The sequence below is a fragment of the Flavobacterium luteum genome (genome assembly GCF_008806775.1).
In the GTDB taxonomy this organism is placed as follows: Bacteria; Bacteroidota; Bacteroidia; order Flavobacteriales; family Flavobacteriaceae; genus Flavobacterium; species Flavobacterium luteum.
In genome coordinates this window covers 148,960-174,591 of sequence record NZ_WAEM01000004.1, presented here as the reverse complement: position 1 = coordinate 174,591, position 25,632 = coordinate 148,960, and the positions used below count along the sequence as shown (strand labels likewise).

The window sequence follows — 25,632 nt, the reverse complement described above, 5'->3', positions numbered from 1 at the left end:
ATAGATCTTTAATATTTATAATACGATTTAAACCATTCAATAAATTTAGGAATCCCTAATTCTAATGGTGTTGTTGCTTTGTACCCTAACTTTTCTATTTCTTTAGTACTAGAATAGGTCATTACTACATCACCTTTTTGAGGTGGCATAAAATCGTATTGAAAAGGAGTGCCTAATTCGCGTTCTAAAAGATGTATAAAATCCATAAGAGCAACAGGACTGCCTTTTCCAATGTTTAAAATTTGAAACTTTTTGTCGTTTAATTCGCTTTGAGATACCAAAACAATTCCTTGTATAATATCATCAATATAAGTAAAATCCCGACTTTGTTCGCCATTATTAAAAACCTTGATGGGTTTATGCTCCATACCTGCTTTAGCAAATAAAACTGGAGCCATGTCTGGCCTACCCCATGGTCCGTAAACTGTAAAAAACCGTAAGCCCGTAATTTTCAATTGATACAAATCGGCATAAGCATGTGCCATGACTTCATTGCTTTTTTTGGTAGCTGCATAAAAACTTACTGGCAAATCGGTGTTTTGATTTTCAGAAAACGGAATAGCATCGGTATTGCCATAAACGGATGAACTTGAAGCAAAAACCAAATGTTTTACTGGAAAATTTCTGCAAGCTTCTAATATGTTATAAAAACCGATTATATTGCTATCTATATAATCTCGTGGATTTGTAATTGAATATCGAACACCAGCTTGAGCTGCGAGATGAATGACAATATCAAATTTTTGGTTTGCAAATAATGAATTTAGATTTCCTGCATCCTGAATATCGAGTAAAACGAATTGAATATTTTTACCTCCATTCACTTTTTTATTGTATTCTAAATCATCCCTACTAATTCCTAACTCGGCTAAACGAGCATACTTTAAATCGGTTTGATAATAGGCGTTTATATTGTCTAAACCAATGACATCATGTCCTAAAGAAGCAAATTTTGATACTGCATGCATTCCTATAAATCCCGCAGCGCCAGTAATAAGTATTTTCATGAATTATATTCTAATTACTATTTTCTATTTTGAAGGTATAAACCTTCCCATTTTTGAAAAAAACAAATCCGATATTGCTTTGTAAAATAACTTAAATCTACTTTTTCCATGTTTGATTCCAAATTTAAAACTGAAAACTTGTTTTGTAGCATAATAAGCGAAAAAAATCATACAAGCACTAACCAAACCGTTTTTTTTATAGATATACAAACCATTTCTTATCGAGTAATATTCTCTAACAAGAGCATTGTCAGATTTGGCTTGTAGGGTTTTATTGGGAACGTCAACTCTATCCCACTTTAAACGATGCTTGTAATAAAATGGTCTGTCCACCAATAAATGATAACCCGTTTTCTTTATTTTTAAATCAAAATCTAATTCTTCCATACCAAAGAACAATTTCTCATCAGGGAAAATTTGATGTTTCCTAATCATTTCACCGCTCACAATTTTTGACATTCCTCCTGCAATGGTATCTACTTTTAAAACACCCTCAGATTGTAACAATTCATTTGGAACCCTTTTTACAAAACCTGTAACTCGATTAAAATATTGTCCAACAACTCCAACACATCCACACTTTTCATTAGATAAAGCTGTATGCAAAAGTATCTTGAAAGTATCTTGAAAAACAGGGGCATCATCATCATCTCCCCAATATATCCAATCAAAACCTTCTTTACTTAACAGTTCTAACCCTACTTTGGCTGCACCGGCTGGACCTGAATTTTTTCCTACTTTGTGATACACCAAGATTGGGTTTTCCAATCTCTTTATCATTAATTCTGTCGCATTCGATTCACTATTGTCAACAATGAGTAATTTTTCAGGAGCAATAGACTGCGACAGTATTTTTTCTATTGTTTGTTCTAAAATATCGGCCCGTTCATAAGTCATTAAAAAACCTGCAAACTTAGTATTAGACAATTGGTTATTTACCATTATTCAACCATTTAACAGAATCAAAATACTTACGATAAATCCATCTGTATTTGAATGCATCGCCTACAAATCCATTTTTTTCAAACTCTTTTAAATGAATTGAATTGGCTAAACCCTCATACTTTTTTGAAACAAAAATCACTTTATTTTTTAATGGTAATTTTTCAAATTCTATTAGATCGTTTGGATCTATAAGGTAAGCATCTGAAAATTTATAAAACAGTTTGTCATAATTTATGCGCTTTTTTCTGTAATTCCATTTTGTTAATGCATCTTCGTTGTCTTTTGAATGCAAAAAATGAACTTCTATATCGCCTAACTTTCCTATAGGATAATTCTTTCCTGATTCTTTCCTTGATTGATTGGCAATTTCATACTTTGAAACAGATACAAATTCTAAATCTTTATCAATATAAGTTTTTAAATCTTGTACTAATTTCAAAAAACAAGACGAATAAAAAAAGAGATTTACAGTGGGTGAAGTATAGGAAATACCAACATCTGTATATACTCTACCCCCCCAACAATCATCAGAAATAATGGAAAAATTCTTATTTTTCAATCGAATTTTAGCCAGTCTCTGATAGAGCTGTTCTCGTGAATAATTTAAGATTTTTTTTAGCATTATTGAAATTTTAAAGTATCTGGTCGTAACGTTTTCCCTTTTTTACCAATCAAACCATGATAAACTCCTATCAGTCTGAACTTTATTCTTGTGAATCTATCGGGTGCTGAAAATGAACCGAAAAGGTATTTCAATTGCATCAAAACATAATGAATCATCATATTCCAAGAAAAATATTGACGAAGAATTATCATGTGATTTCTAGAATGATAATACCCTCTCCAAAGTGTTGCTTTAGAAAATTTCTGAGAACCTAGGTGCAAACGATTCACATGATTATTCTTCATTACACCTATCTTAAACCCTGCTTTTTTTATACGAAGACAATATTCATAATCTTCACACATCATAAAGAAATCTGGATTAGGAGCACCAACTTTCTCGGCAACTCCTTTTTTTACTAAAGCATTATCTATTAAAATATAATCAACAGTTTGTACTTCCTCTAGAGGTTCAATTGTTTTTTTTGTAGTTGTTGTCATCCTAAAACCAGATAATCCCAACATGTCATATTTATAAGAAGCAATTCCCTTAACTAAAAGCTCAAGCGCCTCTGGAACTGGATAACTATCATCATCCATCATCCAAAAATAATCCGTTTCAAAATCACTTAGTCCCCATAAAATTCCTGTTTCTAAACCAGCTGCATATCCTCCATTCTCATCTCGCATTCGAAACTGAATTCTAGAGTCTACTGCTTTTCTTTTGGATAATACTTCTAAGGTATCGTCTGTACTACAATTATCAATAATAATAATATTTTCTATGGGATATGTTTGTTTTTGCAAACAATCAATTGCTTCACTTACAACTTTACTTCTGTTATAAGTTACCATTACTACAGTAATTTTAAGTGATTCCATTTGTTTGTTATTATTTTATGTCAATTACATTAGTTAGAGAGACTATTTTTAATTGTCTATGCTTTATTTACAGAATATTTAATTGCTCTAAATAGTGATTTTAGATGTTTTAGATTGCTAAAATATCCTTTCCACATTAAACTTCTTCCTTCTTTTATTCTTCCCAATTGTAAACAATTTACTCCTGCAATTTGATAAACTATTTGTTTCCACCTTTTATTTTTTTCAAATAAGTCTCTATGCTTTTTTAAGATATAATAAGTAAAATCTATTTGGTTTTCTTTTTTCTTGTCACTATTGTTAGAAAGGTCATTTTCGTAAAAGAAATTACAATTTGAAATATTTGAAACTTTTGGTTTGCTAGCTTCTAATCGCCATTTTAGTTCTGTGTTTTCTCCAAAAGTTAGATTTGCGTCGTATTTTCCTGCATTTAAAAACAAGTCTCTTTTAACGGTAAAATTACCAGCTAAAAGAATATACTCATTGTCTTCTGGCAGATTGTTTACAAGAGACTTGCATCTCACCATATCAGCAGATGATGTTTTAATTTCATTATAAAAATCCATCAACCATGAGTCGCTAACATAATCATCACTATCTAAAAAAGTGATGAAGTTTCCTATGGCCTTTTCCGAACCTAAATTTCTTGCGGTACAAACTCCTTGATTCTCTTGTACTATATACTTTACTCTGTTGTCTTTTAGAAAATTTTCAATACTAGTTCTAGTATCATCTGTACTTCCGTCATCTACTATAATCAGTTCCCAATCAGAAAAACTTTGTTCTACAATAGATTTTAATGCTCTAGGGAGAATTGTTGCGCGATTAAAAGTAGGGATTATAACTGAAAAAAATGGCATTTATTTATCTCGTAGCTCTGTTAATAATTTTACAATGAAATCATTTTTTTCTTTGGCATTAGGAGTCTCATACCAATTTGAAATATTCACAAAGTGAACCCAGTCATCTACCTTTTCATAATAATCCGTTTTTATATTACTCACTTCTGATTCTCTAAATTTTACAGCACTATAAGTTGCCAGTTCTCCAGGATATTCTATTTTACTCATTAATACATCCCATAAACCTCCACCTGTATCTAAATAGGATCCTTTTTGAAAAGATTTAGGATCAAAATTAAATCCGTATACATTTTCATGATACATCAAGTCTGATTTCAAAAAATAAAATCCCGCCCATAACGACCAATATGGAAACTCTTTGGTAATTATTTCATTATATCCATTGGGCATATAAGAATGGATGACTCTTCCGTAAATATTATTCTTAACCCTATTTAAAATGGAATATGATTCTGTTGGAAAAATATCATGATCTAAAAAACCAAAATATAAGTTATTCCGTTTTTTTATTACATTTTTATAAACCCAATGCATAGCAGCACCGTGCGATTTGTTTCGGAAATAAGTGTTAACCGGTATGCTTACATAGCTCACGTTAGAAGACTTGCATAAATCACTGATAACTTTTCTAACTTTAGGATCATTCGAATTATCAGCTATAATATGGCTGAACTTATCTGTTATATTTTTTCTTAATAACTGTATTTGAAATTCAATCATCAAAGGATTATTAAAAGCAATAGTTACAAGATCGATTTCAGAATTATTATCTAATACCAAAAGATTTTTGGATTGATCCTTAGATGCTTTATTCAAAAAAATAAAATACTTTACTTTACTAATTAAATCTAGAAAAAATCTATAAATCAGTTTTAGTTTTTTTATCATTATTACAAATTTTATTGAAAAAAGTTAAATAATAGATTTAAGCTTGCGAAAATGATGATATGCAGGTATTGCATTAACGAAGTACGATTTCATTTTAGCTTTTAGAATAATCGCTCCCAGCTTATCTTCATCCATCACTATTTTTTTACCTAAAATTATACGTACTTTATTTTTTAGATACAATATAAATGAAAATGCAGTACGTTTGAACCAATGAGCTAAGTAATGTAAATCATTCATGTTTTTGTTGATAAACAAACAACTATAAGGTAGCAACTGACCCGTTCCAGAGGCGATTCCTTGTTTTAATCGAAGATAATATTCCCAATTCATTCTTCCTTTAGGCATGGTATGTGTGAATATTAATCGATGATCATACCAAATTTGGTACCCTGCTAACTGAATTAAATAACACCATTCTACATCTTCACCAGACACCAAATTATTTCCTGTTCTTCCAGGCAGGCCAGATTTAAAGCCTTTATCTAAAAATTGAAGTAACACTGCTTTTCGAAAAAAAGCACCAGCACCATAAAGTTCCGCTGGATATTCAGGCATAGGACCATCATTTATAGCTTGTGGACCAACGGCAAAACTATGACCATAGGTGTCAAACCAATCTGGTTTTTTATCTTCAAAAACAGGAGTGCCACACCCTCCTAATGCGCCAATAATTGGATTCATTTTCATCAAATCATACCCAATTTGCATGTAGTTTATATCAAGTGTATTATCGTCATCACAGTATAACAAAACATCATATTTAGAAGCTCTAAGCCCACATAATCTCGCCTTAATAAGTCCAGGTTCTGCTTCATGAAGAATTCTAAAGTCAATAGTTGAATCACTTAATAATGATGATGTAAATGCCGCAGTACCATCAGTCGAAGCATTGTCAACAACCAACAACTCCCATAAAAATGTAGCTTTTAATTTCAAAATAGCTAAAAGTGTCTCTTCTAGTTTTTGTTTGCCGTTATATGTACAAATAATAATACTGATTCCGTTCATTGCGGTGATGTATTTTCAGAAACTTATTTTATAAACTTTTTTACAGCTTTTTTTATTTTGTTTTTTAAAGACATCGGTTTCTTTTGTACCCCATAACCAAAATTGAGCTTTGGTGAGCAAACAGTTAGTTTTTCAAATCCGTTTTTGAATAACAACCCTTTGTATTCATTAAAAATGTCCACTAATTCAGGTCTCTTTTCAAATCTATATTCAGGATCATCATTGTTTCTACCTGTAAAGTTTACACTTCCTGGCTTAAATCCGCTGAAGTGGAAAAAAATCAATTCCTCTGATGTATCATTGACAAAATATTTCCCTTTAGACTCAATTAATTTTCTTTCTGATAAATTCCACCACGCCATATTTAACCCTTTATGACTTGCTATGTGCAAACCTTTAAAATAAAGTACCGCTATATCTACCCATTTTTGATCGACAAATATTCCTCTTGGTTTGTCAATTAAACAATGATTTCGTAATCTTTTTTTCCACCAATCTACAAATTGAAGCCCTTCATCGCTATACTTTACACCTATAAAACCGAGATTGAATAAACCATGTCTAAGAGAAGCTAATTCCCCCAAATCAACTTCATTGGGCATTTCGGTTAAATTAGGTGTCAATACAATATCGTTGGCATCTAACAAATTATTTAAATGATTGATGTTTGAATACAATTTAATATCTGGATCTATATAATATACTTTAGTTCCTTCACCATGTTTATTTAAAAGATATTGTATATAATAAGGTTTTACAGCTGTATTAAATTCAATTATATTGTATTTTGATAACATATCTTCAAAACAATCGTAGCCTATTTGATCGTATTTAATAACCTCAAAACCACTGTAGTCAATGGCTCCATCAAATTGATCTACTAAGCCTATAATAAACTCTGTTTCTGGCGAATATTGTTTTACAGAATCCCCCAATGTTTTGGCATGAGCCAGGTAATTATTAGAGCAAAGGGTAAATATTATTGTTTTCATTTTGTTGATTTTTGAATTGAAAATTTAATTTTGAGCTATCTAAAAGAGACTATTTTCTAATTACTTTTTTAATTAAAGCATTTATTTTATACTTTAATCTTTGCATTATATTGGGTTTGTATTTTTCATATAAATGAGCATATTTTACTTTTCTTTCTTCTAGAAAAGGTTCTGTGATTGATTTTCCAGTAGAAATTCCTCCCGCATTAAAAACGGCAACTATAGTATTTATAAAAGTAAATTTAGACTGTAAACGGCAAGCAATATTAAAATCCCAATCAGATGAAATAGGATATTTTAAATCATATTCAAGTTGGTTTTTTAGTATAAAACTTCTTCTATAAAACATGCTTTGATGACAGATATTGGACTTCAACAATTTTTGAAAGGAATACTTTCCGTTATAAACCTGTCTGTCAGTTGCCCAACCTGTATTTCCATTTATCAATACATTGCCATAAATCACATGGTTTTTTGCTTTATTTAGTGTTTGAGATAGCGTTTGTAAAACATCATTATTATATAAATAATCATCGCTACCTATAAAATACAACCATTCGCCTTGAGCATAATGAATCCCTTTATTCATTGCATCATAGATTCCTTTGTCTTTATCACTATGAACTATAATTCGATTGTCGTCTATTCCTCGAATTATTTCAAGAGTTTTATCTGTAGACAGACCGTCAACTATGCGTATTTCAAAATCTTTAAAAGTTTGTTGAAGAATACTCTCTAAAGCTGTAATAATAGTGTTTTCAGCATTAAAAGAGGGAATTATTATTGAAAAAAATGGAGACATTATCGTTGTTTTACTTTTAAATTCTATGCAAGAAGCTGATTATAAATGGCAACATATTTTGATGCTTGCTTCTTATTATCGAATCTATTATGTGCATCTTCACTAATTTTATCGGAATGAAATAAAGATATATTTTCAAAAAATTTACTTATAGTTTCTCTTAATGAATCTATAGTCAATTCTGTACACAAATACCCATTAAATTCGTTTTGTATGGTTTCTTTAATCCCGCCAATAGGAAAACCAATAACAGGAGTTCCACAAGATAACGATTCAATCATTGTGTTTGGTAAATTATCCTCTCGTGATGGGAGTATAAATACATCTACTGCCGAATAGGCAAGTGCCATAAGCCTTTCATCACTTATTGAGCCCAGATATATTACATTTTCTTGTTTATTTGTAGTTGGAACGTTGCCAATTGCTACCAATAGAATATCATCTTTATCCTCAAATTCTTGAAGAGCCCCAAGTAACAAATCAAAACCTTTTCTTTGATTAGATAATGAATCTGCAACAAAAAGGGCGATTTTTTTATTTACTGGAAGATTAAATACTTTTCTAGCAAACTCTTTAGTATGGGTTTTAAAAATATTTATATCCAAACCATTTGCTACTGCTGTAACTTGACATTCACTTAAAACATCCTGATTTGATGCTAGATTCGCTAACCATGATGAAGGAGTAATTAGATGAAGTTTCTTAGCATTTTTAATTGCTGCTTTTTTTATTTTATAAACTTCTTTATCAATTGTTTTCAATTCTTTTTCAGAATTAGTCTCTTCATCTCCAGTGTAATGAAAAATTCCTCTAAACGGGTTTTCATCATGTAATGTCCAAACAATTGGCTTTGCTATATTCATGAAAAAACTTGGGTAATCTATAAAATCTGCTACCCAATGCAAATGAATAACATCAGCCTGATTAATCTCAGGTAGTAAATGCAGTAAATTATATTCTGTAATGGGAAACGAAATTACTTCTCTGTTTGATTTGTTTGCAATATGTTTTAGTGCTCTCTTTTTATTTACTTCCTTAAGATGTTTTGCATATTCTTTATTGAACTTTATTTTTAAATAATTTTGTAAACTTACTGTTTGACTTGTTGCTGTTTTATTCAAATAATCTGGAAAAACAACATGATTTACTATGTTGGGAAGCGTTTTTTTTAATGACAAAAAAGAAGAGTCTATACCAGTTTCTAGCATTGCATTATGTATTCTAACCGCAGCAATGGCGGCACCTCCATAATCTAATGTATTTATATGCAATACTTTCATTTATTTGTTTTTTTCTAACAAATCACTTATCGTTAATAAGTTTTCTTTTTTAGAATTGTCCGTTAGATATCCTAATATTTTTCCTCCTCCTGTGTAATCAAAAGCAGTGTAGGAAGTGTTTAGAGTATCTGCAAAAACAACCGAATGAAAACGCATACAAATATTATGACAGGAATTCAACATAGAATCTACAATAGAATTTACTGTTGATAATTTTTTGTTATAACTTATTGGTATTTCAAAATCCTCAAAATAGGTTTTAATAAAATGTCTAGAGAAATCACGATCATCGTTTCCAATTACAAAATTATGCATGTGTTCTAGATAAATTTCTGTTGCTCCTAACTCAATAGCTTTTTGCTTTACAAATTTAGACAATGAAAATTCTACCAGTTTTCTTTTTTGGATAAACTCTTCATGTGTTAACTCTTTACAATATTCATGAGTCCATTCTCTTAAAAAACATTTCAAAATAGTGCTTTTAGTAGAAACATTCGTTTGACTTGCGATAGATTTAATATATTTTTTGGCTGGATCACCAGACAACTTGACTTCTTTAGCATTATTAGTCCATTTTAAAGCAGTTTGTCTACTTTTTTCATCTCGAATCATTATTTCATCTGATAAATCGAGAATATCTTTTACCGCTTGCTCGTATATTGGATTATAAAGTGGCCCAATTCCGCATCCGTAAACGATATTTTTTTTCTTGTAATATTTTCCAATTTTAAAAGATATTAATGGTAATGCCAGCTCGCCTAAATCCATTAAAGGTCCACCTCCCATAATAATCATATCGGAACCTTTAGCATATTCTACAAACTCTTTGCAATAAACAGGAATTACAGTAACGTTTTCAAAACCCAATTCATAAACTGTTCTTTTAGTAATAGGCGGATATAAGCTTGTAATAACGAATCCTATCTCCTCATTACTTTCTTTCAATTCATTTATTATTCCTGCTAATATAGCCTTGTCACCAACGGTTTCAGTTCCGTACCATCCCGTAATAAAGGCTTGTTTTTTGTACTCTTTTTTGGGAGCTATTTTTTTATGAACCGATTTTAAATTGGTATTCTGAACATGAATGTATTTTTTCCAAAAGTCTTCTTCAAATTTTGATTCTAATTCTTTATAAGAAATTGGCGCATGATAATCATGTATACAACTATCGCATTCATTTTCTTTAATTCTTGTTTTTTCTGATTGATTGTCTTTGTATAAATCTAGAGCACTAGCTTTTAAAGTACTTCCAATTATCTCTGATTTTGGAGCACAATAAGCTATTTCTCCACGTGAATTTAGAACAACTCCGTCAGAATGATACGGACAACCCGTTGTTCTTTTACCGCCATCGAGTATATTAATTATACTTTTATAAGTTCTAATGTAAGCTTCATGAGTTTCGAAAGTAAATATTAATTTATAGAAAAATAGAATCAGATTATATCTTTCGTCTTCATCAAAATTCCTAATTGCCTCTGCTTTATTATCGTTGTAAAGTCTTTTAATAAACTCCGCAACTCTAAATCTTCCATATATATTATTTGCCTTCATAAAATCGAGCAAATCATCCATTTCCCAAACATTTTGTTTTGAGATAGTACTACCTGTTGATACTGGTATTCCTTTTTGTGTGAAATGCTTGATCACATTTATAGCGGATTCAAAATTTCCTTCACGCCCTCGTATCTGGTCATGCATTTTTCCGTATCCATCCAAAGAAACCATCATTGAAAAAGCTTTGTCGTGTTTTGAACAGATTTCGCTTACTTTCTCAATTCTATCTATTACGTCTTTTTCTTTAATGCAATTAGTAATGATACTTAATCCAATTATATCGGGGAGTGTTTTTATGATTGACTCGTATAATTGTGGCAAATCTTCACGCAAAGTGGGCTCTCCCCCTGTTACACCCATGTGTTTTACATTTTTAAACAAAGGATCTTGCAGGATGTTTTTTAGTTGATCTGGAGTAATTTCGAAGCCCTGTTTTTGCTCCCAAATGTTACACATCACACATTTAGAATTACAAATATCATTTGCATTTAGGTTGACAACTGATATTATTGGTTCTTTAGCATTGTATTTATTAAGTTCTTTTGCTTTAATATGATCTAAATACTTAGTATTTTGATGTTTAAGATACTTTTCTTTAAATGGACTTCTAACAATTACAGCCTTAAAAACTCTTTTCGCAAATTTTTTCATATTAATTTCCTAAATATAATTTTTTAGTTTCACCAATTAATTTTGGATCAGAAAATATTATACCATCTCTTGTTAAATTAGCATCTGTATTGTTTTTTTCGAATACTAAAATATCTCTATGATAATCAAATCTTTCGCTTTTCATATCTGAAAAAGAGAGTGTTATCTTAAATATATCAGGAGCTAAAATTGATAATGGTAATGTAAACTTAACCATATAACTACCTTCGCTTCTTTTAAAAATATCACTATCTCTATCTGTATCTATTAATGTTATTATTGATACTTCCTTTGCATTGATTATTTGTAAAGCCACTACACTTCCTACTGATTTTCTAACTACATATTCCACTTCAACTTCAACAATATCATTTGCAATTGAAAATCGACACTTTGTTAATTGAATTGGTTTATTCTCATTTAAATTTGGAGTATTATCAAATTCCTTAAGCCCTCTAATGTTATTTAAATCATCATTTAAATATATTGGAATTATTTTATCCGTAGTATCATACTCAATTAAATTCCCATTTCTAAGATACATACATTTATTAGTCAAAGTGTTAACAGCTCCTATATTATGACTAACAAACAACACTGTTCTTCCTTCTCCTTTACTCACATCGCTCATTTTACCTAAACACTTCTTTTGGAACTCGGCATCACCAACTGCTAAAACTTCATCTACAATTAAGATTTCACTTTCTAAATGTGCTGCAACAGCAAAAGCTAAGCGCACATACATTCCTGATGAATATCGTTTTACTGGAGTATCAATATAACGTTCAACTCCTGAAAAATCGACAATTTCATCAAACTTGCGAATGATTTCATGCTTGCGCATACCTAAAATTGCTCCATTTAAAAATATATTTTCACGACCTGTCATTTCAGGATGAAAACCAGTTCCTACTTCAAGTAGAGAGGCGATTCTACCTTTAGTATAAATTTTACCAGTGGTAGGTTGGGTAACTTGACTTAATATCTTTAGCAACGTACTTTTCCCAGCTCCATTACGGCCAATAATTCCTACTGAATCTCCTTGATTAATCTCAAAATTGATATCACGAAGACTCCATACATAATCGCTATCCCCTTTTGAAGAGCGGTCATTTGCATCTCCGATTTTAAGAAATGGATCTTCTTTTCCTCTAACGTTGTAATACCATCTTTTCAAATCATCTTTGATGGTTCCTGTACCTACCATTCCTAATCGATATTGTTTGGATATATTTTCAGCTTTTATGACTACAGACATACTATTTTATAATTTTATTTAACGCTTCTCTCAGTTTTTCTTAACTCGATTTCCTTAAAAAATGGTTTTATACAGTGTCCATAAAACTTTTCTGAACTTTATTGAAGATTACTACTCCTAATGCTAAGATTACAATTGAAAATACAACTGAATATACTAATGATGTGATTTGAAAATTACCCACACCCAAATAGGCATAGCGCATATATTCAAAAATGGGTACTAAGGGGTTCAGTTGCACTATCCATTTATACTTTTCAGGTACTGTTGATAAAGGATAAATTATTGGTGTAGCATACATAAAAAGTTGAATCCCAAAAGCAATCAACATTGTCAAATCTCTATATTTAGTAGTCAACGAGGATAAAATTAAACCTATTCCCATAGACATGACTGCCATTATCAACAAAATAAAAGGAAGAAAAAATACCCAAAGATTTGGATGTATAGTCCCCTGATTATAAAAATAGGCAAAAAAGCATAAAAACATAATAAACTGAACTCCAAACTTCATTAAATTTGAAATAATAATAGTTAATGGCATTATTAATCTTGGAAAATAGACTTTTCCAAAAATGGCTGAATTTGAAATAAAAACTTTTGAAACATCGACTAAACAAGTGGAGAAATAACCCCATATTGTAATTCCAGACATATAAAAAATAAGTTTAGGAGCTCCATCTGTTGGGATTTTGGCCAAATTACCAAATATTATCGTAAAGGTAAGTGTTGTTATTATTGGCTGTATAAAAAACCATAGAGGTCCTAAAATAGTTTGTTTATAAACCGTCACAAAGTCTCTACGAATAAACATGCGTAAAAGATCTCTGTAACGCCATACTTCTTTAAGTCTTAAATCAAATAAATTAGTTTTTCCTTTAATGACTAAATCCCAATTTTCATTATTTTGATTCATATGTTTAATATTTAATTATATTTATTAGTAGCTTGTAGAAAATTATTTACCAAATACAGTTTTTACTAAAACTTTATTTTATCATAAAAATAAAAACAAACTAAAGATTTAATTGATTTTAAAGATTTTAGAGGCTCTATTTTTTTTATCCCTAAAGCTACCATGTAATAATGATTCTTTAAAATTCGTTTCTTTATTGTGGAAACATCTAATTTATTTTTTAAAAGCTTATAATAAATAAATTCTTCTTTAATATTTCTAATTGCAAAATTAAATTTATCTCTTTTTAAATTATGTTCCGAGCCACCTTCATGAAGTCTATAAAAAGAACCAAAAAAAGGCAACACTTTTAATTTTCCTTTTTGAGCATTTAAGAAAATGATAGCTCTATCTCCTCCATAAACATTTGAGAACCAATTAGGTATTTCAAAATTATTTCTACTTACAATACTTGCTGTTGGTATTCTAAGATTTTTTTGATAAATGTCTTTAAATTCAAAAATGTCTTTAGTGAATTTTCCTAAATCATCACCTTTACTAGATTTAACATAATGCCCAACAAGATTAAAATCAGTATTTTTTTCTAAAAAATCGACTTGTTTTTGCAATTTATTTTCATCCGTCCAATAATCGTCTCCTTCGCAAAATGCTATATATTTTCCGTTACAATTTTTATAAGCATCAATAAAATTTTGCATTGCCCCCCAATTATGTTCTCGATTTAGATATTTTATAAATGGGTTCTCATTACTTTCATTTAAAATTTCATTAATAATTTCGTTTGTATTATCTGGAGAACAATCATTTGCTACTATAACTTCAACTTTAAAATCGCAAATTTGCATTAAAATTCCGTCTAAACATCCCTTTATAAAATTTTCATGATTATACGTTATTATTAGAACAGATAATAGTGGCTTATGATTTTCTAATTTTTTATTACTCTGAAAAAGTGGAGTTGTTTTAATAGTAAAAGGTTCTATTTTATACATTAAATTAAATCTTTTTCAAGTCCTACCCCCTCTATTTTGCTTATAACTTCAAATGTAGGTTCAAGAGCAAAAAGTTCAGAGTGTTTTGAAATTAATGCTAAAGGGTAATCCCACCATTTTACTTTTAATAGTCCTTGAATTATTTCATCACTAAATCTATATTTAATAATTTTTGCTGGCGATCCAACAACAATTGCATATGGAGGCACATCTTTATTTACTAATGAATTAGCACCAATTACCGCACCGTCCCCAATGGTAACACCTCTTAGAATAGTACTATTGCATCCAATCCATACATCATTACCAATTGTACATTCTTTAATAAAAGGGCTGTATACTTTTTCTTTTACCAATTGAAAAGATTTTACTGAATACAAAAAACTATGATTAGTTACTCTATTAAAATCATGCTCTTCTGGTCCAATTGTAACGCCCCAAGAAATCGAAGTAAATTTACCAATAACTGCATTTATTACCACTGTATAATCGCCTATATATGACATTACCCCCATTTTTGAATATGTCATTTTAGAAAAATTTCCAATCATAACTTCCTCATCAAGACTAGTGTTTATTAAAGTAATTAGATTACCTAACTTTACACTTTTAGGAATCTCACAATTTTCAATTAAATTATTTTCATTCATTTTATTTAAGCATTTTATTCCTATAATAATTAACACACTCTACAGGATAAGATAATCGTATCATTTCATTAACAACAATATCAACATTATAAATAAGTGATTTCATAGTAATTGATTTTGAATCAGAATCATATACTAGATAATTTATTTCATTAATATATTTTCTATTTTGACCCACACTACCCGAATTGTATAATGTAAAATTATTGTTATTGTATTGAAACTGATGATGTGAATGTCCTATGATATAATTGTTGTCTAAAATAATTTGTGTGTCTGGAAATATGTAACTTTTATTGATTGTATGTGTACATATGAATGTATCTAACTTTGATTCTGAAACAAAGGAAGTAATAACTTCTTTTTTTTGGAAACTTGGAAATGTCATTTTAAAAAAATCTTGAACTAAAGGATTTGTACCTGGATAAAATCCGTTGATGAAAGCTTCTTCATGATTCCCCATAATCAAAACTGAATTAGGTAACGATGCCGCTAAATCAACACATTCATTACTCCAAGGAGCATAATTCACTAAATCACCCAAGCAAATATACCCATCGCAAACTCCTTCAACTTTTAACATTTTTTCAAAAGCTGGAAGATTTCCATGTACATCACTATAAATTAAAATTTTCACTAAATTTATTTCCGTTTATAATTTATTCGTGTTTTTGTTATCATTAATATGTGCTGCCTTTTTCATTTCAGCTATCAAATCATTTTCAACGACTAGTTCTTTCCAATATCGTAAAATGGTTTGTTCTTTTATTTTATATGAAGGTTCTATTCCTTTTAATAAATAATCTGCAATCATTTTTGGTTCATTAAATCCTGATAAAGTTCTCGCCGCAGTAGTTCCTGAACATCTTGCATTTATTTCGAAAACATATGGTTTACCATTTTTTAAACGAAGTTGAACATTACAAGCTCCAAAAGGTTTTATAGTGTCTACCACCAATCTAACTTCTTTTTCAATTACCTCGTTTATTTCTGTAAAACATTTATTGGTATCACCATCTCTAAGGATTCTTCTCATGACAATTACACCTTTACAAGTATTGTCTAGATTTATTGTTCCGCAGGTATATTCATCACCTTCTATATATTCCATTACAATAAAATCAGATATTGAATCCCCAATTTTATCAACTGTCGATTTCCATTCAGAACTGTTTTTTATAACATAAACATTTTTAGAACGAGCACCACCCACTTTTTGTTTTAAAATAAGAGGGAAACTCTCAGTATTAGGAATAAAACCATCTGCTAGGGTCGTAAAAGGAACGCTTACTCCTGCCTGTATTAATTGGTCATAGGTTTGCTGTTTGTCATCAGAAATTAAAATTACTTCTGGTCTGCTTACGACTATGGTTGTTCCAATTGCTTGAAATGCTTCTCTATTTAACGAAAGCGGCATTAATTCTGCATCTAAACCTGGAAATAATAATGCTATTTTTTCTTGTTCACAAATGGCTAGCATCTTATTTACATAGTTTGGATCTTTAGCATATGGAATTAAAAATGACTTATTTGTAGTATAAAGTCCCGCTCCTAATAATTCTCCATCAAGGGCAATTAAATTATAATCTGTATCAGCAAGTGATTTCAAAACACTTTGACCAACCCCTCCTCCAACACCAGTAATAGCAATATTGTACATATATTATTGAATTTTTATAATTAAATATGTGATTTTATAATAAATATATTTCCTAAAATCACACTAATCTATTAAATAAATTTGTTAATTAACTTACAAATCAAATCGACTTTCTCTTGTTCCAAATCATAAAATAATGGTAAACACATGACTCTTGAAGCAGCACTTTCAGAAATAGGCATTGACTTTTCGTTTACAAATGGAATTGTATTTAAAGAGGGATAAAAATACCTTCTTGGAAAAATTTGCTGCTCGTTTAAAACTTTTTGCACCTGCAACAAAACCACTTCAGATTCGAAAATCACTGGGTAATAGCTGTAATTCCATTGCGTATTTTCTCTTATTTTTAGTTTTTGCAATTTTTTAAAATTCAAATTATTGTCATAATAGTTTACGACTTCTTTTCTGCCTTCTAAAATTGAACTCATATAAGGAAAAACCGCTAATCCCATTGCCGCTTGCAATTCAGAAATTTTACCATTAATTCCTAATCCAAAAAAATCAATTGGCCCGTTATGCCCAAAATTATGACTGTAAAACATTTTATGTCTTAAATCGACATCGTTACAAAATAGGGCTCCACCCTCGCCAGTATGAAATAATTTTGTAGCATGAAAACTGCATGTACTTACATCACCATAATCAAAAATAGACTTGCCATTATATGTTACTCCAAAAGCATGAGCTGCATCGTAAATCACTTTTAGATTGTGTTTTTTGGCAATAGTTTCAATAGCATCTATGTTACATGGATTACCAAAAACATGCGTGGCTAAAATTGCTTTAGTTTTTGGAGTAATTGCAGCTTCAATTTGTGTTTCATCTATTGTAAAATAGTCTGGATTAATATCAACAAATACTGGTGTGCAATTTTCCCAAATGATTGCCGCTGTTGTAGCTACGTAACTGAAAGGCGTTGTGATTATTTCTCCTCCATCTCCTAACAATTTTAAAGCTATTTGGATGGGAATAGTTCCATTAGTCATAATAATAATGTTAGAAACTGAAAGATATTCTTTAAGTTTTTCTTCTAACTCTAAAACTAATGCTCCTCGATTAGTCATCCATTGATTCTTCCAGACTCTCGCTAATTGGTTTTGATAGTCTTCTATTGGAGGAAAAAAAGTTTTAGTAACGTTTATCATACTTAGGGTTTATTATACATTTTTAATTATAGTTAAAATACCTATTGAATTCTTATGGAAGAATCTTATAAAAACTATAATCAGAATTTTCAAAATCTTTTGCCCATCCTTCGACATGCATTTCTTTATTTTTTGTACAAATTACATTTATCTTACAATTTCTTATAAAATCTTTAAAACATTTTGATGAGACATCAAAGTATCCACATTGCTTATAATATGAGGATATGTCTCGATAAAAAGTATACATTTCAAGAGCATTATTTTTCAGATAATTACCATCAAAAGAGGCGGCAACCGAAATTAAATCTACTTTAGAATTATAAAGTATGAATTGGTTCATACCTGTATAGACTCTTTCATTATAATCATATACACTATTTAATTCAGTCTTATCAGGAATATATAATACACGAGCATTATCCAGTTTCTGAATATAATCTATTGTAGATACTTGATCTTTTTTAATTTGATTGTTATATTTAGAAGCATGAATTATACCTGGTATCAGATATATATTTACTAACAAAAAACCTAGAATAGGACTTCTCTTTACAAATATCAAATTCCATAAACCGAGTAGCATTAATAGAGGCAATATAGCTCCAAAAAATAAAAGAAATGCTTGATTAGCATCAATATTTTTAATAAAAGCTGCCCAAACTGCAATACAAATACTATACAGTAATATCATAAAAAGAAAAGGTTTAGATTTTATACTAACTCTTTTTCTTAGTATTAAAAAATAAATAGGAAAGAAACCGAAAATTGGAATAAAAATTGTTTTCATGGCTATAGCCGGACAATATTTAATCCAATTACTTAATGAAAACCATTCTTTAATTGAAAAACCCGAAACTGTTGTGCCTCCATGATTTCCATTAACAAAATAGTAAAAAATAAAACCAATAGACAAACTAATTAAAATAATAATATCTTTTAGTTCCGTTTTAGAACCTGAAAAATACAAATAACACCACCATATAAAAAGGGTAAGCATTAGTATAGGCAAAACAGGAAGATAAAAAAAAGTAGTAAACAATAGCGTTATAAATTTATTTGAATTTGGTTTTTGTAGATATAAAAATAATGCAATAACTATATTCATTAAAAAAATCATTTTTATACTTCCCCAAGCTAAACCCATTCCGGAAATTGGCATATGCCCAATTTTTAAATACGAATTTAAAAAATCCCACGGTTGAGAAAAAAACAAAAAACCTATAATAATAAAAAAAGATGACATCGCTAGAAAATAGTTTTTATCTATTTTTGAAGGAATGATATTCAATAACAATTCTTTTATTCCCAGACAACTAATAATTAATCCTAGTGGATAAACAAAAAGTAAAAAATTAAATGCTGGTTCTTGACCGTTTAAAGCATTGCCTAAATTCATTGTCCACAATTCTAAGTAGTGATAAAGATCTGAATTGTGATATGAAGCATCTATAAGATTGTAAAACACATTTATATTTTCTACCCCGTATTCTTGATTAGTAACAGCAACTCTAATCCAGAATAAATAATCATTATCTAAAATTAATAATTCATTATTTCTAAAAAACAACAATAAAGAAAGAACACTAAACAAACTAGTAAGTAATACTGTTATTTTCCAGTCCTGAAATTGAAATTTAAACTTGATTTTTTTTAAAATTACTCCCGTAGCCATTAGCCCTATGATAGGAATAATAAAAATAGATTTAAGCGTTGTGATGTACAAAGCATATCCGCCAACTAGTACTAAAATATTCATTATAGCATTTGAAAATTGGCTTGAAAATTCAAATATTTGAACGTGTAAAATTAAAAATGTAATAACAAAAAGAGTAAAAATGACTATTAACAATGAAAAAATCATAGCTCAGATTAGTTTAAAATTTTGTGCTAAAAGTTTTTATTTCGTCTAATGATTTGCTTTGCAGCAAAATAGCTTCGTAATGATTTTTTTTATTAGATTTTCCTGTTACTACATTATAAAACTCATTCATAGCACCAACAAAGTGATTGCATGGTGTCTCGATTATAGTCTCAGAAATTCCTTGTTTTTCTAAAATAATAATAGGCTTGTAATCTGGTGACGGAGTATAGGCTCTCTCTACCGTTATTTTTCCTTTACTTCCCCAAATTTCATAATTGCATTGATAGAAATTATCGAATCCAAAAGCAATATGAGCTCCAATTCCATTGTCATTTTTCAAAAAAGCACTGCCGTAGATACTTGTTCCCATTTCAGGATTCAAATATAAGGAGGAAGCTGCAACCTTAAATGGAGAACCCATCATAAAATGAAGGGCCCGAAGTGGATAACCCGCAGCATCAAACAACGCACCTCCACCAATTATTTCGTCGTATCTAAAATTATTTTTATCCAAAGGAGGAAATCCAAAAGCTCCACTAAAACCACGAATTTCTCCAATCGCGTCATCAGCAATTAATTGTTTAACTTTTTGATGTTGAGTATGATATTGAAACATATAGCCCTCCATCAAAGTCAAATTTCTATTTTTAGCTTCATTGACCATTTTTTGTGCTGATGAAAAAGAGTTTGCAATAGATTTTTCTGCGTATACGTGTTTTCCTGAAATCAAAGCTCTTGTAATCCATTCCTCATGAAGTCCAGTTGGAAGTGGAATATAAACTGCATCAATAGCTTCATTTAACAAATTATCATAACCTACAACTGCTTTACATTCAAAAAGATTTGCAAACTCATTTGCTTTATCTTCATCTCTACTCGAAACGACAACCAATTCAAATTGTTCCGATAAACTTTTAATGGCAGGAATAATCGATTTCTTTGCTATGTTAGCACAACCCATTACTCCAATTCTGATTTTACTCATAATTAGGAATACATTTCGTCTAACACTTTTTTCATCGATTCCATGCAATACTCTAAACCTTGTTCTCCTAGTTCAGTATAAAAAGGCATTCTAACAATCCTATCTGTTAAATCTTGTGTTATTGGTAAATCAGATTCTTTGTAACCATATTCTAATCCTTTTGGAGCCGAATGCAAAGCCAGATATCCAATGTAAGCAGATACTTTATAATCTCTAAGTTTAGCCATAAAGAATTGTTGATTTTCCACTGTATCAAAAATTACCCAAAAGGCATGATGATTTATATCAATATAGTCTTTAATTTTAAAATACGATAAAAACCCTTTCTTCTCATAAGGCGCAAACAAATCAAAGTACGCTTTTGTTATGTTGCTTCTTATACTTTTCAATTTATCTTCTTGTTCTAACTGAGCAAGAAGCATAGCTGCTAAAATATCTGACAACAAATAACTGGATCCTTTATCGACCCAACTGTATTTGTTTTTTACGCCATTTAAAACTAAACGTCTATCAGTTCCTTTTTCTTGAATAAAATGAGCTCGTTCTTCCCATTCAGGGACATTTACTACAAGAGCACCACCTTCTCCGGCACTGAAATTTTTTGTTTCATGAAAACTAAACGTCGCTAAATGTGCTTGAGATCCTGCTGCTTTTCCTTTAAAATAAGTTCCGTAGGATTGTGCACAATCTTGCATAACAATAAGATTATGTCGGTTTGCAATTTCCATAATCAAATCTATTTCGCACGAAACTCCTGCATAATCAATAGGCAGTATCATTTTTGTTCTTGGAGTTATGAGGGCTTCTATTTTAGAGGCATCAATATTCATGGTTTCAGGTTCTGACTCACAAAAAACTGGAATGGCTCCAAATAAAACAACAGCATTTACTGTTGAACTAAAAGTATAAGAAGGTAAAATCACTTCATCGCCAGGAGCTATATTTGCTAAAACTGCCCCCATTTCAAGCGCCGCAGTTCCCGAAGGAACCAAAAAAACTTCATTAAAGCCATGTTTAGCCTTCATCAAATCAATTACTTTAGTACAAAATCCATGATTTCCGCATTGCTTACCTGAATAAAGTGCTTCAAGCATGTATTTTTCTTCGTTTCCGGTAATGTAAACTTTATTAAAAGGGATATTCATTTTGTTGATAAATTAATTATGTAAAATGTATTGCTGAGAGCAAACTTCTAGACTGAATATTGAGATAGTTGTTGAATTTTAGAAAAATTGTTAACTGACCTAACGAGATCCATTTAAAATTAGAAGGTACTTCTTCTGGGAAATCAGAGGTGGCTTCTATTATAATACTTCTATTCTGTTCTCGGTAAAATCGACCTCCTTCTTCAGATTGCAGGGTGTCGTGTTGTATTTGACTTAATGGAATATTCAGCACATAATCTAAAAACGGAACATCTTTTGAATCTTTATAACTTCCAGTAATGCATTGTACTGTAGGAGCCATTTCTATGATATCAAAATTACCTGGTTCTAGTTTTGCTTGAACTAAAAAATGATGCACACCATGAATTTTTTTAGTTACAAAAGCAATTATTCCATGTTGCATAGGTTGAACTAATGGTTGTGTCCAACTTGTAACTTCTCTGTTACTTATTGCAACTCTTGCTGCTATTACTTTAAAAAATCGATTTTGATTTTCTACTATTTCATTTTCCGTAACAGTCCACCCCATAGTTTTAAAAATAGACTTGGAAGTAATTTGAACTTCATAATAACACTTAATAGCGGATAACCAATTCAGAATTTCATCGAATGAAAACAAAGAAAGAGAAGGATTAAGTGATGATTTGAGCATTTCAAATTGAAAGTCTTTATCCTTTCCTTCGTAACTTAGTGCATATAAAAGATCGAGAGTTTTATTGTCAAATTCTCCATAAGGAATCCCAGAAATTACTGTTCTGGTGTCCATATTAATCAAATTATCGTACGTAATTAGCTGTTTAATTTGTCCGAGAGTTAACCAAATAAAATCATCGTGAACTGGAACATCTTCCTCAATTTTAATAATAATATTACGGTTTCTTTTACGAAGAAATCGCGCCCCTTGCTCCGACTGCAATTGATCTAATAAAATTTGACTGGGTTGCACATTCTGAAAATATTCTAAGTATAAGGGTTTTTTACCTTTATGTACTTGAGAATAATTACTTTTAGTTGCTTGCAGTGTTGGTGACAACTGCACATTATTTACATTTCCTGGTTCTACTTTTGCTTGAAGTAAAAAGTAAAGAATCCCGTCAATTTCTTTTGTTATAATTCCTAAATACCCTATTTCTGGTTGATTAATTATGGGTTGATCCCATTCTGGTACTTTTCCCCAATTGGTCTCAACATGTATCCCTTCAATACTGAAAAACTTACCTGTTTCATGACGTAAAACGCCTTTATCTTTATCAAAAAGCCAATGATTCATTTCCTTAAACGGAATTTGCTCTACTGAAACTTTTATAGCTTCATTTCGGTCTTTAAGCCATTTTATAACTTCTTCAATAGTATGAAACTTGCTTTCTTTTGTCAAAACAGATTTAAGAAAATCAAAACCAACACGATCTTTGTTATGGTTATGGTTTCCAAAAAATTGAAAATTTTGAGACTGATTTGATGTTGCCATTATTTACTTAATGATAAAGAATATAATATTTGTTTTTATCTAATGTTTATTATTGTTCCAATAATGTTTTATAATTATTTCTTCATTTACATGATAATTCATCTTCGAATAAAAATTACACGCTGGAATATTTTCTTTTTGGGTTGGAATTCTTAATTCAAAAATGTTTTGTGAAACACAATATTTCTCCATATTTGACAGCAAGATTCTGCCAATTCCTTTTCCCTGATAATTTTCTGATACTGCAATTAATCCGATTGTAGAAAAATTTTGATTGTTTTTAACAGTTACAAATCCAATCACTTCATTAGACTCTTTTAAATAAAAAATCTTGTCTGCAAATTCTTTACTTATACTATTATCTATCCATTTGCTGTATAACAATTCGAATTTTTCTTGATTAAAATTTAGGTCTAATCTAAATCTACTGTATTTACCACTTTCAAAGGCTAGAGGATAAAGTAAATCTTTAGTGGTGGGAATTTCATCAAAATCAATTATTGATTGTTCTATAATGTTTGTGCTTTTCGAATCTAATTTTTTACTAAAAATAATTTTAGTTTCTTGAAAAGTTTTTTTAAAACCTTGAATTTTTACAACTTGTTCGTGTTCTTGTTTAAGAACAATTAAATTATAATTTTCTGAATCAATAAGGATTGAATCATTTTCAACTTCATTAGCTTCGGCTATTTCAAAACCAAAAAAATGACTATCCCACTCTAATTTCTTAATATTCATCTTTTTTCGTCGATAATATAAATTGGTCTGTTTTTAACTTGATTAAAAGTTTTACCTAAATAGACACCTACTATTCCGATTATTGAAATAATAATTCCTGATAATAACCAAATTGAAATTATTAACGAACTAAATCCCGGTTCTTTGATTTGCCCCGTTAGCGACTGAAATAGATAATAACATCCAAAAGCAAAAGATATTGTAGAAATAGATAGCCCTAAAAAAGTAAATATTTTTAATGGTTTATCAGAAAAAGATAAAATTGTATTAAAAGATAATGAAAGTAATTTAAAAAAACTATACGATGATTTCCCGTCTTCTCTTTCGCTGTGTTTAACAATAATTGAAGTGGAATTAAAACCAACCCACTTAATAAATAGAGGAAAAAATTTAATATGATCGTTGATTTTTGTTATTGATTGAATCACTTTTTGATTATAAATACCAAAATTAGCTACTTCATTATCTATTTCTATACCTGATAAATAATTAAAAACAATATAAAATAATTTCGATGAAAATTTCTTAATAAATCCATCTTGTCTATGCCTTCTACTGGCTAAAACTATATCATATCCCTCTTTTGTTTTTTCATACATTCTAATAATTTCTTTCGGTTGATCTTGAAGATCACAATCCATAACAACAATCCATTCTCCTTTTGCTTCTGAAAGCCCAGCCATTATTGTAGGATGCTGCCCGAAATTTCTACTTAATCTGAAGCTCTTCACTTCAGAAAATTTTGAAGAAAGTTGTTTCATAACTTCCCAAGAATTATCAGGACTTCTATCATCAACAAATATAATTTCATAAGTAGTGTTTATTTCCATCATGGCACTACGAATTTCATCTACAAGTTTTTCGAGGATTTTCTCGGCTCTGTAAACAGGACTTACTATTGAAATATGTGGCACTTCTTTCATATTTAATTAATATTTCACGGTAACTACTATTCCTATAATAATTAATCCTAAGCCTAACACTTTACCAATACTAAAGGTCTCTCCTAAAAATAATATTCCAATAACAAAAACTAAGGCTGGAGCCAGGCTCATAAAAGGATATGCTTGTGTGATTTCAAACTTGGTCATGGCTGCCATCCAAAATAATGAAGCTATAAATGCAGATGCAAAACCTGAAAATATAAAAGGATCAAAAATTAGCTTAGTTAAATAGACTATTTTTTCTGAAAAGCCTTCTGGTAAAATAACTTTCAACCCTGACAACCTCCATTTCAATACGATTTGTCCGTAAACTGTAAAAAAAAGTGTGCCAAAAATGTAAAAGTAAGGATTCATAAAACTTT

At 30.0% G+C, this 25,632-nt stretch carries 24 protein-coding genes and 1 pseudogene; all 25 read right to left on the bottom strand.

The features are described from left to right. Nucleotides 1–8: 8 nt before the first annotated feature. Nucleotides 9–1,007: an NAD-dependent epimerase/dehydratase family protein gene (locus F6464_RS09930; protein WP_151107652.1), complete on the bottom strand. Its 999-nt coding sequence runs from the start codon at nucleotides 1,005–1,007 to the stop codon at nucleotides 9–11. 24 nt (nucleotides 1,008–1,031) lie between these two features. Continuing rightward, nucleotides 1,032–1,949, bottom strand: coding sequence for a glycosyltransferase (locus F6464_RS09925; protein ID WP_151107651.1), 918 nt, complete (start codon nucleotides 1,947–1,949; stop codon nucleotides 1,032–1,034). Continuing rightward, nucleotides 1,939–2,574 carry a DUF1919 domain-containing protein gene (locus tag F6464_RS09920; RefSeq protein ID WP_151107650.1) on the bottom strand — a complete coding sequence of 212 codons (636 nt, stop codon included), beginning with the start codon at nucleotides 2,572–2,574 and terminating at the stop codon, nucleotides 1,939–1,941. Before F6464_RS09920 ends, F6464_RS09925 begins: the two co-directional genes overlap by 11 nt. Further along, a complete protein-coding gene (locus tag F6464_RS09915) occupies nucleotides 2,574–3,437 on the bottom strand; it encodes a glycosyltransferase (RefSeq protein WP_151107649.1) in 864 nt (287 codons plus the stop codon). The genes F6464_RS09920 and F6464_RS09915 overlap by 1 nt, the downstream gene beginning before the upstream one ends. A 56-nt stretch (nucleotides 3,438–3,493) precedes the next feature. Then, nucleotides 3,494–4,297, bottom strand: a complete 804-nt coding sequence (locus tag F6464_RS09910; RefSeq protein WP_151107648.1) for a glycosyltransferase family A protein — start codon at nucleotides 4,295–4,297, stop codon at nucleotides 3,494–3,496. Further along, nucleotides 4,298–5,080 carry a hypothetical protein gene (locus F6464_RS09905; RefSeq protein WP_191963355.1) on the bottom strand — a complete coding sequence of 261 codons (783 nt, stop codon included), beginning with the start codon at nucleotides 5,078–5,080 and terminating at the stop codon, nucleotides 4,298–4,300. A 132-nt stretch (nucleotides 5,081–5,212) separates the two neighbouring features. Further along, nucleotides 5,213–6,199 (bottom strand): glycosyltransferase, encoded by a 987-nt coding sequence (locus tag F6464_RS09900; protein ID WP_151107646.1) that lies wholly within the window; start codon nucleotides 6,197–6,199, stop codon nucleotides 5,213–5,215. A gap of 23 nt (nucleotides 6,200–6,222) precedes the next feature. Continuing rightward, nucleotides 6,223–7,191: a glycosyl transferase gene (locus F6464_RS09895; protein WP_151107645.1), complete on the bottom strand. Its 969-nt coding sequence runs from the start codon at nucleotides 7,189–7,191 to the stop codon at nucleotides 6,223–6,225. Between the two features lie 49 nt (nucleotides 7,192–7,240). Further along, nucleotides 7,241–7,993 (bottom strand): glycosyltransferase family 2 protein, encoded by a 753-nt coding sequence (locus F6464_RS09890; RefSeq protein ID WP_151107644.1) that lies wholly within the window; start codon nucleotides 7,991–7,993, stop codon nucleotides 7,241–7,243. A 23-nt stretch (nucleotides 7,994–8,016) separates the two neighbouring features. After that, on the bottom strand, nucleotides 8,017–9,273 hold the full coding sequence (locus F6464_RS09885) for a glycosyltransferase (RefSeq protein WP_151107643.1): 1,257 nt from the start codon (nucleotides 9,271–9,273) through the stop codon (nucleotides 8,017–8,019). Beyond that, nucleotides 9,274–11,484, bottom strand: a complete 2,211-nt coding sequence (locus F6464_RS09880) for a radical SAM protein (RefSeq protein ID WP_151107642.1) — start codon at nucleotides 11,482–11,484, stop codon at nucleotides 9,274–9,276. Between the two features lies 1 nt (nucleotide 11,485). Next, nucleotides 11,486–12,742 (bottom strand): ABC transporter ATP-binding protein, encoded by a 1,257-nt coding sequence (locus F6464_RS09875; RefSeq protein ID WP_151107641.1) that lies wholly within the window; start codon nucleotides 12,740–12,742, stop codon nucleotides 11,486–11,488. A 67-nt stretch (nucleotides 12,743–12,809) separates the two neighbouring features. Further along, nucleotides 12,810–13,658 carry an ABC transporter permease gene (locus F6464_RS09870; protein ID WP_151107640.1) on the bottom strand — a complete coding sequence of 283 codons (849 nt, stop codon included), beginning with the start codon at nucleotides 13,656–13,658 and terminating at the stop codon, nucleotides 12,810–12,812. A gap of 65 nt (nucleotides 13,659–13,723) precedes the next feature. Then, on the bottom strand, nucleotides 13,724–14,650 hold the full coding sequence (locus tag F6464_RS09865; protein ID WP_151107639.1) for a glycosyltransferase family 2 protein: 927 nt from the start codon (nucleotides 14,648–14,650) through the stop codon (nucleotides 13,724–13,726). Between the two features lie 101 nt (nucleotides 14,651–14,751). Continuing rightward, nucleotides 14,752–14,964: pseudogene (locus tag F6464_RS14665) on the bottom strand (CatB-related O-acetyltransferase); the annotation flags it as partial. A gap of 337 nt (nucleotides 14,965–15,301) precedes the next feature. Further along, complete coding sequence (locus F6464_RS09855; RefSeq protein ID WP_191963354.1) at nucleotides 15,302–15,937, bottom strand: metallophosphoesterase family protein; 636 nt, start codon at nucleotides 15,935–15,937, stop codon at nucleotides 15,302–15,304. A gap of 15 nt (nucleotides 15,938–15,952) precedes the next feature. Beyond that, complete coding sequence (locus F6464_RS09850; RefSeq protein WP_151107636.1) at nucleotides 15,953–16,960, bottom strand: ATP-grasp domain-containing protein; 1,008 nt, start codon at nucleotides 16,958–16,960, stop codon at nucleotides 15,953–15,955. Between the two features lie 71 nt (nucleotides 16,961–17,031). Beyond that, a complete protein-coding gene (locus tag F6464_RS09845; protein WP_151107635.1) occupies nucleotides 17,032–18,105 on the bottom strand; it encodes a DegT/DnrJ/EryC1/StrS family aminotransferase in 1,074 nt (357 codons plus the stop codon). Nucleotides 18,106–18,157: 52 nt separating this feature from the next. After that, nucleotides 18,158–19,864: a hypothetical protein gene (locus tag F6464_RS09840; RefSeq protein WP_151107634.1), complete on the bottom strand. Its 1,707-nt coding sequence runs from the start codon at nucleotides 19,862–19,864 to the stop codon at nucleotides 18,158–18,160. Between the two features lie 118 nt (nucleotides 19,865–19,982). Further along, nucleotides 19,983–20,954: a Gfo/Idh/MocA family protein gene (locus tag F6464_RS09835; protein WP_151107633.1), complete on the bottom strand. Its 972-nt coding sequence runs from the start codon at nucleotides 20,952–20,954 to the stop codon at nucleotides 19,983–19,985. A gap of 2 nt (nucleotides 20,955–20,956) precedes the next feature. Continuing rightward, nucleotides 20,957–22,099: a dTDP-4-amino-4,6-dideoxygalactose transaminase gene (gene rffA / locus F6464_RS09830; protein WP_151107632.1), complete on the bottom strand. Its 1,143-nt coding sequence runs from the start codon at nucleotides 22,097–22,099 to the stop codon at nucleotides 20,957–20,959. 16 nt (nucleotides 22,100–22,115) lie between these two features. Beyond that, on the bottom strand, nucleotides 22,116–23,588 hold the full coding sequence (locus F6464_RS09825; RefSeq protein WP_151107631.1) for an NDP-hexose 2,3-dehydratase family protein: 1,473 nt from the start codon (nucleotides 23,586–23,588) through the stop codon (nucleotides 22,116–22,118). Nucleotides 23,589–23,627: 39 nt separating this feature from the next. Further along, nucleotides 23,628–24,326, bottom strand: coding sequence for a GNAT family N-acetyltransferase (locus F6464_RS09820; RefSeq protein WP_151107630.1), 699 nt, complete (start codon nucleotides 24,324–24,326; stop codon nucleotides 23,628–23,630). Then, complete coding sequence (locus F6464_RS09815; RefSeq protein ID WP_151107629.1) at nucleotides 24,323–25,249, bottom strand: glycosyltransferase family 2 protein; 927 nt, start codon at nucleotides 25,247–25,249, stop codon at nucleotides 24,323–24,325. Before F6464_RS09815 ends, F6464_RS09820 begins: the two co-directional genes overlap by 4 nt. A 6-nt stretch (nucleotides 25,250–25,255) precedes the next feature. Beyond that, nucleotides 25,256–25,624: an EamA family transporter gene (locus tag F6464_RS09810; RefSeq protein WP_151107628.1), complete on the bottom strand. Its 369-nt coding sequence runs from the start codon at nucleotides 25,622–25,624 to the stop codon at nucleotides 25,256–25,258. Nucleotides 25,625–25,632 lie beyond the last annotated feature (8 nt).

Excerpts from the sequence above, each read along its gene's own strand:
- F6464_RS09920 (WP_151107650.1), bottom strand. The coding sequence starts at position 2,574 with ATGCTAAAAAAAATCTTAAATTATTCACGAGAACAGCTCTATCAGAGA.
- F6464_RS09895 (WP_151107645.1), bottom strand. The coding sequence starts at position 7,191 with ATGAAAACAATAATATTTACCCTTTGCTCTAATAATTACCTGGCTCAT.
- F6464_RS09870 (WP_151107640.1), bottom strand. The coding sequence starts at position 13,658 with ATGAATCAAAATAATGAAAATTGGGATTTAGTCATTAAAGGAAAAACT.
- F6464_RS09825 (WP_151107631.1), bottom strand. The coding sequence starts at position 23,588 with ATGGCAACATCAAATCAGTCTCAAAATTTTCAATTTTTTGGAAACCAT.
- F6464_RS09925 (WP_151107651.1), bottom strand. The coding sequence starts at position 1,949 with ATGGTAAATAACCAATTGTCTAATACTAAGTTTGCAGGTTTTTTAATG.
- F6464_RS09885 (WP_151107643.1), bottom strand. The coding sequence starts at position 9,273 with ATGAAAGTATTGCATATAAATACATTAGATTATGGAGGTGCCGCCATT.
- F6464_RS09875 (WP_151107641.1), bottom strand. The coding sequence starts at position 12,742 with ATGTCTGTAGTCATAAAAGCTGAAAATATATCCAAACAATATCGATTA.
- F6464_RS09840 (WP_151107634.1), bottom strand. The coding sequence starts at position 19,864 with ATGAATATTTTAGTACTAGTTGGCGGATATGCTTTGTACATCACAACG.
- F6464_RS09880 (WP_151107642.1), bottom strand. The coding sequence starts at position 11,484 with ATGAAAAAATTTGCGAAAAGAGTTTTTAAGGCTGTAATTGTTAGAAGT.
- F6464_RS09910 (WP_151107648.1), bottom strand. The coding sequence starts at position 4,297 with ATGCCATTTTTTTCAGTTATAATCCCTACTTTTAATCGCGCAACAATT.
- F6464_RS09915 (WP_151107649.1), bottom strand. The coding sequence starts at position 3,437 with ATGGAATCACTTAAAATTACTGTAGTAATGGTAACTTATAACAGAAGT.
- F6464_RS09845 (WP_151107635.1), bottom strand. The coding sequence starts at position 18,105 with ATGATAAACGTTACTAAAACTTTTTTTCCTCCAATAGAAGACTATCAA.
- F6464_RS09890 (WP_151107644.1), bottom strand. The coding sequence starts at position 7,993 with ATGTCTCCATTTTTTTCAATAATAATTCCCTCTTTTAATGCTGAAAAC.
- F6464_RS09835 (WP_151107633.1), bottom strand. The coding sequence starts at position 20,954 with ATGAGTAAAATCAGAATTGGAGTAATGGGTTGTGCTAACATAGCAAAG.
- F6464_RS09850 (WP_151107636.1), bottom strand. The coding sequence starts at position 16,960 with ATGTACAATATTGCTATTACTGGTGTTGGAGGAGGGGTTGGTCAAAGT.
- F6464_RS09820 (WP_151107630.1), bottom strand. The coding sequence starts at position 24,326 with ATGAATATTAAGAAATTAGAGTGGGATAGTCATTTTTTTGGTTTTGAA.
- F6464_RS09930 (WP_151107652.1), bottom strand. The coding sequence starts at position 1,007 with ATGAAAATACTTATTACTGGCGCTGCGGGATTTATAGGAATGCATGCA.
- F6464_RS09815 (WP_151107629.1), bottom strand. The coding sequence starts at position 25,249 with ATGAAAGAAGTGCCACATATTTCAATAGTAAGTCCTGTTTACAGAGCC.
- F6464_RS09865 (WP_151107639.1), bottom strand. The coding sequence starts at position 14,650 with ATGTATAAAATAGAACCTTTTACTATTAAAACAACTCCACTTTTTCAG.
- F6464_RS09810 (WP_151107628.1), bottom strand. The coding sequence starts at position 25,624 with ATGAATCCTTACTTTTACATTTTTGGCACACTTTTTTTTACAGTTTAC.
- F6464_RS09900 (WP_151107646.1), bottom strand. The coding sequence starts at position 6,199 with ATGAACGGAATCAGTATTATTATTTGTACATATAACGGCAAACAAAAA.
- rffA (WP_151107632.1), bottom strand. The coding sequence starts at position 22,099 with ATGAATATCCCTTTTAATAAAGTTTACATTACCGGAAACGAAGAAAAA.